Consider the following 12829-nt stretch of genomic DNA (forward strand, 5'->3'; position numbering starts at 1 on the left):
GTGTCGTTCGTCCTCTGCCGGGGGCGGGACGGTGTGGGTCGGTGTTAGCGGAACGTCTCTGGGATGGGCGGCCGTAGTGGGTGAGAGCCCCGTACGCGAAAACATTCGATTCTGCTGTGGGCGTGTTCTCGAGTAGCAGCGAGCTCGTGGAATTTGCTGTGAATCTGGCGGGACCACCCGTCAAGCCTGAATACTACCTGGTGACCGATAGCGGACGAGTACCGTGAGGGAAAGGTGAAAAGTACCCCGGGAGGGGAGTGAAAGAGTACCTGAAACCGTGTGCTTACAAGCCGTCAGAGCCTTGTGGGGTGATGGCGTGCCTTTTGAAGAATGAGCCTGCGAGTTATGCTTCGTGGCGAGGTTAACCCGTGGTGGGGTAGCCGTAGCGAAAGCGAGTCCGAATAGGGCGTGTGAGTCGCGGGGTGTAGACCCGAAGCGGAGTGATCTACCCATGGCCAGGGTGAAGCGTCGGTAAGACGTCGTGGAGGCCCGAACCCACCAGGGTTGAAAACCTGGGGGATGAGTTGTGGGTAGGGGTGAAAGGCCAATCAAACTTCGTGATAGCTGGTTCTCCCCGAAATGCATTTAGGTGCAGCGTCGTGTGTTTCTCGCCGGAGGTAGAGCACTGGATGGCCTAGGGGGCCGACAAGCTTACCGAAGTCAGCCAAACTCCGAATGCCGGTGAGTGAGAGCGCGGCAGTGAGACTGCGGGGGATAAGCTTCGTGGTCGAGAGGGAAACAGCCCAGATCACCGGCTAAGGCCCCTAAGCGTGCGCTAAGTGGGAAAGGATGTGGGATCGCCGAGACAACCAGGAGGTTGGCTTAGAAGCAGCCATCCTTGAAAGAGTGCGTAATAGCTCACTGGTCAAGTGGTCCTGCGCCGACAATGTAGCGGGGCTCAAGCGTACCGCCGAAGCCGTGGCAATGACACTGTTTGGTGTTGTTGGGTAGGGGAGCGTCCTGCGTCTGGTGAAGCCCGGGAGTGATTTACGGGTGGAGGGTGTGGGAGTGAGAATGCAGGCATGAGTAGCGAATGCAGAGTGAGAATCTCTGCCGCCGGATGACCAAGGGTTCCTGGGCCAGGTTGTTCCGCCCAGGGTGAGCCGGGACCTAAGGCGAGGCCGTCAGGCGTAGTCGATGGACAACGGGTTGATATTCCCGTGCTCGTGATAGTGCGTCCATGCCGAGGCTGGTGATGCTAACCATCCGATCCCACCTCGGTTCCTTCGGGAGCCGTGTTTGTGGGGGAGCGTGGGGTCCGATCTGGTAGTAGGCAAGTGATGGGGTGACGCAGGAGGGTAGCTCCGCCACGCGGTGGTTGTCGTGGTGTAAGCCTGTAGCCTGATCTTCCAGGTAAATCCGGAGGGTCGTGACGGGTGAGAGGTGATGCGTAGCCGTTGAGGTGAAGAGGGTGATCCCATGCTGTCGAGAAAAGCCTCTAGCGAGTGCTGTTGCGGCCCGTACCCGAAACCGACACAGGTGGTCAGGTAGAGAATACCGAGGCGATCGAGCGAACTGTGGTTAAGGAATTCGGCAAAATGCCCCCGTAACTTCGGGAGAAGGGGGGCCACCTGCCTTGAAGCTCTTGACGGGCTAGGGGTGGGTGGTCGCAGAGACCAGGCCCAAGCGACTGTTTACTAAAAACACAGGTCCGTGCGAAGTCGCAAGACGATGTATACGGACTGACGCCTGCCCGGTGCTGGAACGTTAAGAGGACCCGTTAGCCCTTTTGGGGGCGAAGCGGAGAATTTAAGCGCCAGTAAACGGCGGTGGTAACTATAACCATCCTAAGGTAGCGAAATTCCTTGTCGGGTAAGTTCCGACCTGCACGAATGGCGTAACGACTTGGGCGCTGTCTCGACCACAGACTCGGCGAAATTGCATTACGAGTAAAGATGCTCGTTACGCGCGGCAGGACGGAAAGACCCCGGGACCTTTACTATAGCTTGGTATTGGTGCTCGGTTCGGCTTGTGTAGGATAGGTGGGAGACTGGGAAGCGGTCACGCCAGTGGTCGTGGAGTCGTTGTTGAAATACCACTCTGGTCGAATTGGGTGTCTGAACCTCGGGCCATGATCTGGTTCAGGGACAGTGCCTGGTGGGTAGTTTAACTGGGGCGGTTGCCTCCTAAAGGGTAACGGAGGCGCCCAAAGGTTCCCTCAGCCTGGTTGGTAATCAGGTGTTGAGTGTAAGTGCACAAGGGAGCTTGACTGTGAGACTGACGGGTCGAGCAGGGACGAAAGTCGGGACTAGTGATCCGGCACCTCCTGGTGGAAGGGGTGTCGCTCAACGGATAAAAGGTACCCCGGGGATAACAGGCTGATCTTGCCCAAGAGTCCATATCGACGGCATGGTTTGGCACCTCGATGTCGGCTCGTCGCATCCTGGGGCTGGAGTAGGTCCCAAGGGTTGGGCTGTTCGCCCATTAAAGCGGTACGCGAGCTGGGTTTAGAACGTCGTGAGACAGTTCGGTCCCTATCCGCCGCGCGCGTTGGAGACTTGAGGAAGGCTGTCCCTAGTACGAGAGGACCGGGACGGACGAACCTCTGGTGTGCCAGTTGTCCCGCCAGGGGCACGGCTGGTTGGCTATGTTCGGGAGGGATAACCGCTGAAGGCATCTAAGCGGGAAGCCTGTTCCAAGATGAGGTCTCCCACCACCTTGAGTGGGTAAGGCTCCCAGGAGATGACTGGGTTGATAGGCCGGAGATGGAAGCCTTGTGAGGGGTGGAGTTGACCGGTACTAATAGGCCGAGGGCTTGCCATGACGTGTTGTTCGCATCCACTGTGTGACCCTGAGTCCACAACCGTGCCCGTGTCGGGGTGGTTGTGTGGGTTGGTCCCTGCGGGGTTTCTTGTGGGGTTTATTTTTGGATAGTGTTGTCGGTGGTTATGGCGGTAGGGGAACGCCCGGTCCCATTCCGAACCCGGTAGCTAAGCCTTCCAGCGCCGATGGTACTGCACTCGTCAGGGTGTGGGAGAGTAGGTCGCCGCCGACATTCAACCTCAGAAGGAGCGCCCCGGAACCGGTGAACGGTTCCGGGGCGCTTTTTCGTGTGTCCAGGACCGGGCCGGGCGGGGCGCGCCGGTGCCGGGGCGTGGCTGACGGCCACTGATGTATGCGGATCGCTCATTTGTATACTTGTGCTGCCGGAGGGTCCGGCACCGCGTCGAAAGGCCGTCATGAGCACCGCAACGCCCGCCCGTCCCTGCTTCCACCTCGCGATCCCGGTCGACGACCTCGTGGCGGCCCGCCGCTTCTACGGCGAGGTCCTCGGGCTGTCCGAGGGGCGCTCGTCGGACCTCTGGGTCGACTGGAACTTCCACGGCCACCAGGTCGTCACGCACGTCGCCCCGCGTTCGACGCTGCCCGCGCACAACCCTGTCGACGGCCACGACGTGCCCGTCCCGCACTACGGGCTGGTCCTGTCCGTGCCGGCGTTCCACGAGCTCGCGGACCGGCTCCGGTCGGCCGGCACGCGGTTCGTCATCGAGCCGTACCAGCGGTTCGCCGGCGAGCCGGGGGAGCAGTGGACGATGTTCCTCACCGACCCGGCCGGCAACAACCTCGAGTTCAAGGCGTTCGCCGACGAGTCCCAGATCTTCGCGAAGTAGATGCCACCGACCAAGGCCGACGCGATTCACGACGCGCTGCGCGACGACATCGTCGCCGGCCGTCGCGCGCAGGGGTCGGTTCTCGACGAGGCCGAGCTCGCCTCGACGTTCGGCGCCTCCCGGACCCCGGTCCGGGAGGCGCTGCGCCGCCTGCAGAGCGAGGGCCTGCTCACGACCGGCAGCCGCCGCCAGATGCGAGTGGTCGACCTGTCCGGGCACCGCAGCGACGCCCAGCGGCGCGAGGTCGCGCTGCTGCGCGTCGCGCTGGAGGGTGCCGCGGCGACCGAGGCCTGCCGGGTGCACGCCGACACGGATATCGACCCCCTGCGCGTCGCGGTGCTGCGGCAGCGACGGACGGCGGCGACCGGTGACGTCGAGGCGTTCCTCGCCCTCGACGAGGAGTTCCATCGCGAGCTCGCCGCACTCGCCCGGATGCCGACGCTCTCCCTGCTGCTCGACCAGCTGGGCGCGTTCGTCCGGCTCGCCCGGCAGGGCGTCCCCACCGACACCGGGCACATGCTCGGGCTCGCCGACGAGCACGAGCGGCTCCTGGACCTGCTCGAACGCCGTGACCCGGCCACGCTGCGGGAGGCGCTGGCCGCCCACATCGACGACGTCGGACCACGCGGCGCTGCTCCGAACGGGGGTCGGGTGGAACCGGACGGGCCCGGTGTACGACAGTGAGGGCATGACCTGTCAGCAGTGCCGCGAGGTGGTGTCCGCGTCCCTGGACGGTGAGGCGGGCGCCGCCGATCGGGCCGCCGCGGCCGCCCACCTCGAGGGGTGCCCGGCATGCCGCGCCTACGCGGAGGGAGCCGAGCGGGTCGGCCGGCTCGCCCGGGTCGGGCCCGCGGAGCAGGTGCCCGACATCGCGGGGGCGCTGCTGGCCTCCCTCGGGATCTCCGCGCCGGAGCCGGTCGATGCGCCTCCGGCACCGCCCGCGCTGAGCTGCCTGCCCGGCGGCTGCTGCGGCAGCGCCTCGGCCGACACCGCGACGACCCGGTCGGCGTGCGGCTGCCCGTCCACCTGCGGCTGCGGCTGCCAGGACGGCGCACCCTGCCGCTGCGGCACCCGGGCAGCCTGACCGCGTCGACCGTGCTGCGTGACCGCGTCGACCGCGCCGCGTGACCGCGACGACCGGGCCGCCTGACCGCGACCACCGGGCCGCTCGGCGCCGCCCGGGTTCCCGGGCCGCGCACCGGCGTGATGGGATGCGTGTCGTCCCGGCGAGGAGCGGATGAGGACCCCATGAGCGAGCGCCGCCCCTCCGGCCCGGTAGCCACGGCCGAGCTGGAGAAGGAGCTGACCCGGATCGCCTGGCGCGTGGAGCGCTGGATCGACCCGGGCCCGTCCGCGGTGGTGGCCGGCGCCGCGTCCGCCGCGGTGGCGGCGTCGCTGCTCATGCCGTGGTCGGACCCGTTCACCGGCTGGCAGGTGCTCACCGGCCAGGCCGGCCTGGGCCCGCTCCCGCGGCTGTTCGCTCTGGTCACCATCACCGGCCTGGTCGTGTCCGCGCTGGCGTTGCTGACCCGGTTCTGGCCACTGGCCTGGGCGGCGACGACGGTCTCGGCGGCCGGCACCGTCACCGGGCTGTGGGCCGTCTGGTCGCGGCAGACCGGGACGGCCGACGCCGACATCGGGCCCGGGCTGGTCGTCGCCGTGATCGGGTTCTGCGTCCTGCTCGTCACCTGGGTGCGGATCCTGCTGACCGCCTGTCCGCGGGACGGCGCCCCGCCGGCCTGACCACGCGTCGCCCGGCAGGCGCTCGGAGGGCCCATTTGCGCGCCCGGGAGGCTCACCGGCCGCCGCGGGAGGCGGCGTCGGCGAGCCGGGTCCAGGTCGTGACGAGCCACGCCTCGTAGGTCTGGTCGTCCCAGCCGGTGGTCCGGTCCAGCAGAAGGTAGGTCTCGGCCTGGCCCAGGACGGACCCGGTGTCGGCGAGCCAGTCGATCTCGGCGTCCGCCGGGAGCAGCCCGTCCGCGGCCATGTTGCGCCAGAAGCCGTCGAGGGCCCGGCGCGTCTGGTCCCGGGCTGCCTCCGCGCGGGCGGCGATCTCGGGTTCGAGGGCTTCGGCCTGCTGGGCGACGCGGAGCAGCGGCCCGGACCGGGCCATGAGCCAGGCGGTGATCCTGGCCATCTCCCGTATCCGGTCGGCGCGGCCCGGCGCGGTCATCGCGGCCCGGAACCAGTCCCGGTCGGGGACGGCGATGTCCCGGGTGTCGCCGCCGATCGCCACGTCGAGACACCGCTGCAGGAGTGCGACCTTCGTGGCGAACCGGACGTACACCGTGCGGGGGGCGACACCGGCCCGGGCCGCGACGTCGGCGAGCGTGGTGGCGACGTAGCCCCGTTCGACGAACAGCTCGGTCGCCGCGCGGACCAGCCGTGACTCGGTGTCGGCGCGCCTGGCGGCGCGCAGGTCTCGGTTGACTTCTCCCGCCATGAGTTGCAGTATAGCTGCATAAATGCAGTTTCACTGCAAATTCCTGGAGGTCCCCGTGAGCGACGTCCCTCGCCTCGACGGCATCCACCACCTGAAACTGCCCGTCGCCGACCTCCGGCGTTCCCTGGCGTGGTACCGCGCCCACCTGGGTTACGAGCCGATGATGGAGTTCGTGGAGGACGGCGTCCTGATGGGTGTGGCGATGGCCCATCCCGCGGGCGGGCCCGATCTGGCACTCCGGTGTGACCCGGAGCGGGCTGCGGCCGCCGCCGGGTTCGACTACTTCGCCATCGGCGTGCCCGGAAAGGACGCCCTCGAGGCGCTCGCCGCCCACCTCGACGGCCACGACGTCGCCCACGCCGGCGTGCACCGCACACAGGTCGGCTGGATCCTGCCGGGGGTTCACGACCCGGACGGGCACGAGGTGCGGTTCTACACCGTGCCGCTCGAGCGGCCCGCCGGAACCGCCGGGCCGGGCATCGGGCACGATCTCCGCCCGGCCGTCGACGTGCCGTCGTGACCGCCGGCGCCCGGGACCCGTCCGGCGTCGGCGCGAGCGCTGGGCCCGCGTTGCAACCAAAACATACATGCTGTATGTATGTTTTATGGCGTTCAGCGATGCACTGGGCACGGAACGAGAGGTCGTGCTCGCCGGCGGCCGGATCCGGTACCGGGAGCGGGGTGAGGGGCCGCCGGTCGTGTTCGTGCACGGCCTGCTCGCCAACGCCGACCTGTGGCGGGACGTCGTGCCGGGGCTCGCCGCGACCGGGCTGCGTTGCGTGGCACCGGACTGGCCCTTCGGGGCGCACACCGTCCCGGTCCCGGACGCCGACCTGAGCCCGCCGGGCGCGGCCGCGCTGATCGGGGAGTTCCTCGAGCGCACGGACCTGCGCGAGGTCACGCTCGTCGCGAACGACACCGGCGGGGCGATCGTGCAGATCCTCATGGCGTCCCGGCCGGAACGCGTCGCACGGGTCGTCCTGACACCCTCGGACTCGTTCGAGCGGTTCTTCCCGCCGCTGTTCGGCTACCTGCCGCACCTGGCGCGGGTGCCCGGGACGGTCGAGCTGTTGCTCCGGGCGATCGCGGTTCCGGCACTCGCGCGGTTGCCGTTCGCGTTCGGCGGGCTTGCCCGTACCCGGCTGCCGGACGACCTGATCGCGGGGGTGACCGTGCCCGGACGCCGGGACCCCGCGGTGCGCGACGACCTGCGTCGCTTCCTGCGCGGGGTGGATCGGCGGCACACCATCGCCGCGGCACGGGCGCTGTCCGGCTTCGACCGCCCCGTCCTGCTGGTGTGGGCGGTGGAGGACCGGATCTTCCCGATCTCGCTGGCGCACCGGCTCGCCGGGCTGCTGCCCCGGGCCCGGATCGTGGCCGTCCACCGATCCCGTACGTTCGTCCCGATCGACCGGCCGGACCGGCTGATCGAGGAGATCCGGGAGTTCGTGCGTGCCGAACGAGTCGACGTCACCGAGGCGGACCCAGGCTGACCGCCGCCGGGCGACCCGGGACGCCCTGCTCGCCGCCGGACGGCGCCTGTTCGCCGAGCGCGGCGTCGGCGCGGTCGCGGCGGCCGAGCTGGTCGAGGCCGCGGGAGTCACCCGCGGGGCGCTCTACCATCACTTCGACGACAAGAACGACCTGTTCCGGGCGGTGTTCGAGGGCATCGAGCGGGACCTGCGTGACGAGTTCACCGCGCGTGCGGACGCGGCCGGCTCGGCCGTCGAGGGCCTGGTCACCGCGGTCGGGTGGTTCCTCGACGCCTGCGAGCGCCCCGAGGTCCACCGGATCTGCCTGCTCGACGCGCCGGCCGTGCTCGGGTGGGAGCGGTGGCGCGCGATCGAGCGTGAGCATGCCCTCGGTGCCCTGACCGAGCGGCTCGGCGCGGCCGCCGCGGAGACCGGTACCGAGTTGCCCGGGCCGGTGGACGTCGTCGCGTCGCTGCTGTTCAGCGCGGTGATCGAGGCCGCGCTGGCGATCGGGCACGCCGCCGACCCGGCTGCCGAGCGCGCCCGGGTCGAGCCGGCGCTGTACGGGCTGGCGGCGCGCACGCTGGGGATCCGCCCCGGCTGAGCGAGCGCTACGCTCCGCCCCGTGGCAGCGCAGCTGATGCCGGCGGCGTTCTTCGGGCACGGCAACCCGATGAACGCGCTCGCGACGAACCGGTACACCACCGCCTGGCGGGCGTTCGGCGCGGCCGTGCCCCGCCCGCGGGCGATCCTGGTGATCTCCGCGCACTGGTACGTCAACGCGACCGCGGTGACCACGATGCCGCGGCCGCGCACCATCCACGACTTCTTCGGCTTCCCGCAGGAGCTGTTCGACGTCCGCTACCCCGCACCCGGCCTGCCCGAGCTGTACGACGAGGTCGCCGAGATCGCGAAGCCGACCTGGGTCGGGGCGGACGTCGACAGCTGGGGCATCGATCACGGCACCTGGTCGGTGCTGGTGCACGCCTTCCCGGACGCGTCGATCCCGGTCGTGCAGCTCTCGATCAACGCCGAGAAGCCGCTCGACTACCACCTCGATCTCGGGGCCAAGCTGGCCCGGCTGCGCGAGACCGGGGTCCTCGTCGTGGCCAGCGGCAACGTCGTCCACAACCTGGGCGGGCTGGACCGCACGCGGCCGGACAGCGGCTTCGACTGGGCCGAGCGGTTCGACGAGGCGGCCCGCGAGGTCATGCTCGGCGCCCCGGCGGAGTTCGCGACCCTGGACCGGCACCGCGACTACCGGCTCGCCGTCCCGACCGCGGACCACTTCGTGCCGGCGCTGTACCTGGCCGGGGTGGCCTCGGCGGACCCCGGCGGCGGCGCGCCGGAGGTTCTGGTCGACGGCTACGCCTACGGCTCGCTGTCGATGACCGCCTACACCCTGGGCCTGTCGTGCCCGGAGGTCCCGGGCGCCGAGACGGGGACGGCCCCCGCGCTGCCGGACGGGCCGCCGCCGGAGTCGTCGAACATCTGACCCGCGCTCACGCCCTGGACCCCGCCGACGCCGCGATCACCCGGTCGAGCACGGCACGCAGGTCCTCCAGCTCGGACAGCGGCATGCCGAGCCGGTCCACGATCGCGGGCGGGATCGCCTCGGCCCGCTCGCGCAGGGCCCGGCCCTCGTCGGTCAGCGTGACCGCGAGCGTCCGCTCGTTACCGGGCACCCGGCGGCGATCCACCAGCCCGGCCGCCTCGAGGCGCTTGAGCAGCGGCGACAGCGTGCCCGGGTCCAGCGCGAGCACCTGGGCCAGCTCGCCGACCGAACGCGGCGCGCGCTCCCACAGCGCCAGCAGCACCAGGTACTGCGGGTGGGTGAGCCCCATCGGCTCGAGCAGCGGCCGGTACAGCGCGATCACGTTCCGGGCGGCGACGGCCAGCCCGAAGCAGACCTGGCGGTCCAGCCGGAGCAGGTCGGGGTCGGTGTCCACGACCCGGTATCGTACATTGTTGGTGCACCAAGAATTGGGAGGCCAACCGTGGACGCACCGATCCGGCCGAATCCGCTGCGCTGGCTGCTGTACGTCTTCGGTGCCGGCCTGCCGGCCCGGCACCGCACCTGGGTGCTGCACGACGTGACCGCGCCGACCTGGCGGCTGCGCCATCTCGTGCGGGTCACCGTGCAGCTGGCGCCGATCGGCGTCGCGCTGTACCTGCTGATCCCGGGCCCGGCGCACGTCAAGGCGCTCTCGGTGCTCGCGGGCGCGCTGCTGGGCTACTTCTACTCGCTGGCGTACATGCAGGAGTCGGCCGAGCACCGGGTCGCGAAGGCCGGCTACCCCGTCGGGTCCGCCGCGGCCGTCCGCGCCGAGGCGGAGGAGGGCGGCCGCGCCGCCGCGCGGGAGCGGTACGCGCGCCGCTGGAGGGGCTGACAGTCGGTCGAGCTTTCACTATTCTGTCGACCGACAAGAATGTGAAAGGGAGGCCCGGGGTGGACGATCTCGACGCGGAGGCGAAGCGGCTCGACGCGGAGGACCCGCTCGCCGCGTACCGCGACCGGTTCCTGCCCGCCGACGGCGTCGTCGCCTACCTCGACGGCAACTCGCTCGGCCGCCCGCTGCGCGCCGCCGCCGACCGGGTCGCCCGCTTCGTCCACGACGACTGGGGCACCCGCCTGATCCGGGGCTGGGACGAGGGCTGGATCGACCTCCCGCAGCAGCTCGGCGACCGGATCGGCCGGATCGCGCTCGGTGCCGCGCCGGGCCAGGTCGTCGTGGCCGACTCGACCACCGTGCTGCTGTACAAGCTCGCCCGCGCGGCCGTGGACCACGCCCTCGCCGCCGGGCGCGACGAGATCGTCGTCGACACCGACAACTTCCCGACCGACCGCTACGTGCTGGAGGGCATCGCCGCCGAGCGCGGCGCCGTGCTCCGCTGGATCACCTCCGACCCCGCGTCCGGGGTGACCCCGGAGCAGGTCGCCGCCGTGGTGGGCCCGCGCACCGCGCTGGTCCTGCTGAGCCACGTGGCCTACCGCTCCGGGTTCCTCGCCGACGCCCCGGCGATCACCCGGATCGCGCACGACGCCGGCGCGCTCGTCTGCTGGGACCTCTCGCACTCGGTCGGCTCGGTGCCCCTGGAGCTCGACGCCTGGGGCGCCGACCTGGCCGTCGGCTGCAGCTACAAGTACCTGAACGGCGGCCCCGGGTCGCCCGCGTTCGGCTACCTCGCCACCCGGCACCTCGGCGTGCTGGCCCAGCCGGTGCAGGGCTGGTTCGGGCACCGCGTGCCGTTCGAGATGGGACCCGGCCACGAGCCGGCGCCGGACGTGCGGGCACTGCTGTCCGGCACGCCGCCCGTCTTCGCGACCGTGCCGCTGCAGGCCGGGCTGGACCTGCTGGAGGAGGCCGGGATCGCCGCGGTCCGGGCCAAGTCGGTCGCGCTCACCGGGTTCGCGCTGCGGATCGCGGACGCCCTGCTCGTCCCGCACGGCGTCGAGGTCGCGACACCGCGCGACCCGGACCGCCGCGGCGGGCACGTCACGCTGCAGCGGGCGGGTTTCGCCGAGGTCACCGCGCGGCTGTGGGCGCGCGGGGTGATCCCCGACTTCCGGGCGCCCGACGGCATCCGGATCGGCCTCGCGCCGCTGTCGACGTCGTTCGCCGAGCTGCTCGCCGGGCTCCGGGCCCTCGCAGGCGAGCTGTGAGCGCCGGGTCGCTGCTGCGCTCGTTCCTCGGCGCGCACGTCCGCGGGCTCGGCGGCAGCGTCGCCGCCGGCGACGCCGTCACCCTGCTGGGTGCGGCGGGCTGCTCGGAGAACGGCGTGCGGACCGCGCTGTCGCGGCTCAAGGCCCGCGGCACGCTGCTCGCCGAGGACGGCCGCTACCGGCTGTCCCCGGCGGCGCTGCGGGACCTGGAGCGCGGTGACCGGCGGATCTACGGCTATCACCCGATGGCCGAGGACGACCCGTGGATGGTGGTGCTGTTCTCGGTCCCGGAGAGCGACCGGCCGGTGCGGCACCGGCTGCGCAGCGAGCTGACCCGGCTCGGGTGCGGGGCGGTCGCGCCCGGCTCCTGGGTGGGGCCCGGCCACCTCGCCGACGAGGCCGTCGAGGTCCTCACCGAGCAGGACCTGGCCCGCTACGTCACCGTGTTCCGTGCCGCCCGGCCGGTCACCGCGGCCGACCGCGTCCCGAGCTGGTGGGACCTCGACGGGCTCGCCCGCCGGCACCACGCGTTCCTGGACGAGATGGGCCCGATCGAGCGGCGCTGGTCCGGCGACGGCGGGACGGACGAGCAGGCCTTCGTCGACCACCTGAACCTGGTCGACGCCTGGCGCGAGCTGCCCTACCTCGATCCCGGCCTGCCGGAGTCGCTGCTGCCGCCGGGCTGGCCGGGCCGGGAGGGCGTCGCGCTGTTCGCCCGGCTGAACGGCCGGCTGGAACCACCGGCCCGGGCGCACGTCCGGGCCGTGATCGAGGGAGGCGCCCCATGAACGACAGCACCCGACCGCTGGAGGAGGGCATCGTCCGCGACTTCGCGGAGGACACCGGGAACCTGTCCTACGGCCGCTACCTGCGCCTGGACCGCATCCTCGACGCCCAGCAGCCGCGCAGCCGGCCCGAGCACCACGACGAGATGCTGTTCATCATCCAGCACCAGACCTCCGAGCTGTGGCTCAAGCTCGTGCTGCACGAGCTGCGCACCGCGGCCGAGGACATGGCCGCCGACGACCTCGGGCTCGCGCTCAAGCGGCTCGCCCGGGTCAAGCACATCCAGCGCACGCTGATCGAGCAGTGGTCGGTGCTCGCGACGCTCACCCCGACCGAGTACGTCCAGTTCCGCGGCGCGCTCGGGACGTCGTCGGGGTTCCAGAGCTACCAGTACCGGGCGGTCGAGTTCGTGCTCGGCAACAAGGACGCGGCGATGCTCGAGATGTTCACCGACGACGCGCACGCGCACGGGATGCTCAGCGAGGCGCTGCACGCGCCCAGCCTCTACGACCAGTTCCTGCGGCTGCTCGCCCGGCGCGGCTTCGCCGTCCCGGCCGACCTGCTCGAGCGGGACGTCACCCTCGCCCACACGTTCCACCCCGGCCTGGTCCCGGTGCTCGCCGAGGCCTACGCCGACACCGAGCACCACTGGGACGTCTACGAGGCCTGCGAGCAGCTCGTCGACATCGAGGAGAACTTCCAGCTGTGGCGGTTCCGGCACCTCAAGACCGTCGAGCGGACGATCGGGACGCGGTCGGGCACCGGTGGGTCCAGCGGCCGCGACTTCCTGCGCCGGGCCCTGGAGCTCACGTTCTTCCCGGAGCTGTACGCGGTCCGCACGGCGCTGTAGGCG

The 12829-nt window shown here is 70.6% G+C and carries 14 protein-coding genes and 2 rRNA genes (1 of these 16 cut by a window edge); 14 read left to right on the forward strand and 2 right to left on the reverse strand.

The window, feature by feature from the left end; translation table 11 throughout:
- The 6 genes from H7X46_RS08700 to H7X46_RS08725 form a co-directional block, all read left to right on the forward strand.
- A 23S ribosomal RNA gene (locus H7X46_RS08700) occupies positions 1-2762 on the forward strand; it begins 325 nt to the left of the window's first position.
- Between the two features lie 116 nt (positions 2763-2878).
- Positions 2879-2995, forward strand: a 5S ribosomal RNA gene (gene rrf, locus H7X46_RS08705).
- 184 nt (positions 2996-3179) lie between these two features.
- Positions 3180-3611, forward strand: a complete 432-nt coding sequence (locus tag H7X46_RS08710) for a VOC family protein (protein WP_186358922.1) — start codon at positions 3180-3182, stop codon at positions 3609-3611.
- Positions 3612-4295, forward strand: a complete 684-nt coding sequence (locus H7X46_RS08715) for a GntR family transcriptional regulator (RefSeq protein ID WP_186358923.1) — start codon at positions 3612-3614, stop codon at positions 4293-4295.
- Positions 4296-4299: 4 nt separating this feature from the next.
- The gene (locus H7X46_RS08720; protein WP_186358924.1) at positions 4300-4695 is read left to right on the forward strand and encodes a zf-HC2 domain-containing protein; all 396 of its coding nucleotides are present in this window, start codon (positions 4300-4302) and stop codon (positions 4693-4695) included.
- Positions 4696-4859: 164 nt separating this feature from the next.
- Positions 4860-5354 carry a hypothetical protein gene (locus tag H7X46_RS08725; RefSeq protein ID WP_186358925.1) on the forward strand — a complete coding sequence of 165 codons (495 nt, stop codon included), beginning with the start codon at positions 4860-4862 and terminating at the stop codon, positions 5352-5354.
- A gap of 52 nt (positions 5355-5406) precedes the next feature.
- Here the strand turns inward: H7X46_RS08725 and H7X46_RS08730 are convergent, their stop codons facing one another.
- A complete protein-coding gene (locus tag H7X46_RS08730) occupies positions 5407-6054 on the reverse strand; it encodes a TetR/AcrR family transcriptional regulator (RefSeq protein ID WP_186358926.1) in 648 nt (215 codons plus the stop codon).
- Between the two features lie 55 nt (positions 6055-6109).
- On the opposite strand from H7X46_RS08730, the gene H7X46_RS08735 reads away from it, so the two are divergent.
- The 4 genes from H7X46_RS08735 (at position 6110) to ygiD (ending at position 9021) form a co-directional block, all read left to right on the forward strand.
- On the forward strand, positions 6110-6574 hold the full coding sequence (locus tag H7X46_RS08735; protein WP_370588664.1) for a VOC family protein: 465 nt from the start codon (positions 6110-6112) through the stop codon (positions 6572-6574).
- A gap of 85 nt (positions 6575-6659) precedes the next feature.
- Positions 6660-7547, forward strand: coding sequence for an alpha/beta fold hydrolase (locus H7X46_RS08740; protein WP_186358928.1), 888 nt, complete (start codon positions 6660-6662; stop codon positions 7545-7547).
- Positions 7507-8130: a TetR/AcrR family transcriptional regulator gene (locus H7X46_RS08745; protein ID WP_186358929.1), complete on the forward strand. Its 624-nt coding sequence runs from the start codon at positions 7507-7509 to the stop codon at positions 8128-8130. The genes H7X46_RS08740 and H7X46_RS08745 overlap by 41 nt, the downstream gene beginning before the upstream one ends.
- Before the next feature lie 21 nt (positions 8131-8151).
- Positions 8152-9021 carry a 4,5-DOPA dioxygenase extradiol gene (gene ygiD, locus H7X46_RS08750; protein WP_370588665.1) on the forward strand — a complete coding sequence of 290 codons (870 nt, stop codon included), beginning with the start codon at positions 8152-8154 and terminating at the stop codon, positions 9019-9021.
- A 7-nt stretch (positions 9022-9028) separates the two neighbouring features.
- Here ygiD and H7X46_RS08755 read toward each other — a convergent pair whose 3' ends face one another.
- Positions 9029-9475 (reverse strand): MarR family winged helix-turn-helix transcriptional regulator, encoded by a 447-nt coding sequence (locus H7X46_RS08755; RefSeq protein WP_370588666.1) that lies wholly within the window; start codon positions 9473-9475, stop codon positions 9029-9031.
- Between the two features lie 48 nt (positions 9476-9523).
- Between H7X46_RS08755 and H7X46_RS08760 the strand changes: the two genes are divergently transcribed.
- The 4 genes from H7X46_RS08760 to H7X46_RS08775 are packed head-to-tail and all read left to right on the forward strand — an operon-like array spanning position 9524 to position 12826.
- Positions 9524-9916, forward strand: a complete 393-nt coding sequence (locus H7X46_RS08760; protein WP_186358930.1) for a DUF5313 family protein — start codon at positions 9524-9526, stop codon at positions 9914-9916.
- Positions 9917-9975: 59 nt separating this feature from the next.
- Positions 9976-11190, forward strand: coding sequence for an aminotransferase class V-fold PLP-dependent enzyme (locus H7X46_RS08765; protein ID WP_186358931.1), 1215 nt, complete (start codon positions 9976-9978; stop codon positions 11188-11190).
- On the forward strand, positions 11187-11978 hold the full coding sequence (locus H7X46_RS08770; RefSeq protein WP_186358932.1) for a PaaX family transcriptional regulator C-terminal domain-containing protein: 792 nt from the start codon (positions 11187-11189) through the stop codon (positions 11976-11978). Before H7X46_RS08765 ends, H7X46_RS08770 begins: the two co-directional genes overlap by 4 nt.
- Positions 11975-12826 carry a tryptophan 2,3-dioxygenase gene (locus H7X46_RS08775; RefSeq protein WP_186358933.1) on the forward strand — a complete coding sequence of 284 codons (852 nt, stop codon included), beginning with the start codon at positions 11975-11977 and terminating at the stop codon, positions 12824-12826. The genes H7X46_RS08770 and H7X46_RS08775 overlap by 4 nt, the downstream gene beginning before the upstream one ends.
- The last annotated feature ends 3 nt before the right edge of the window (positions 12827-12829 follow it).

It is taken from the genome of Pseudonocardia sp. C8, from assembly GCF_014267175.1.
Lineage (GTDB): Bacteria > Actinomycetota > Actinomycetes > Mycobacteriales > Pseudonocardiaceae > Pseudonocardia.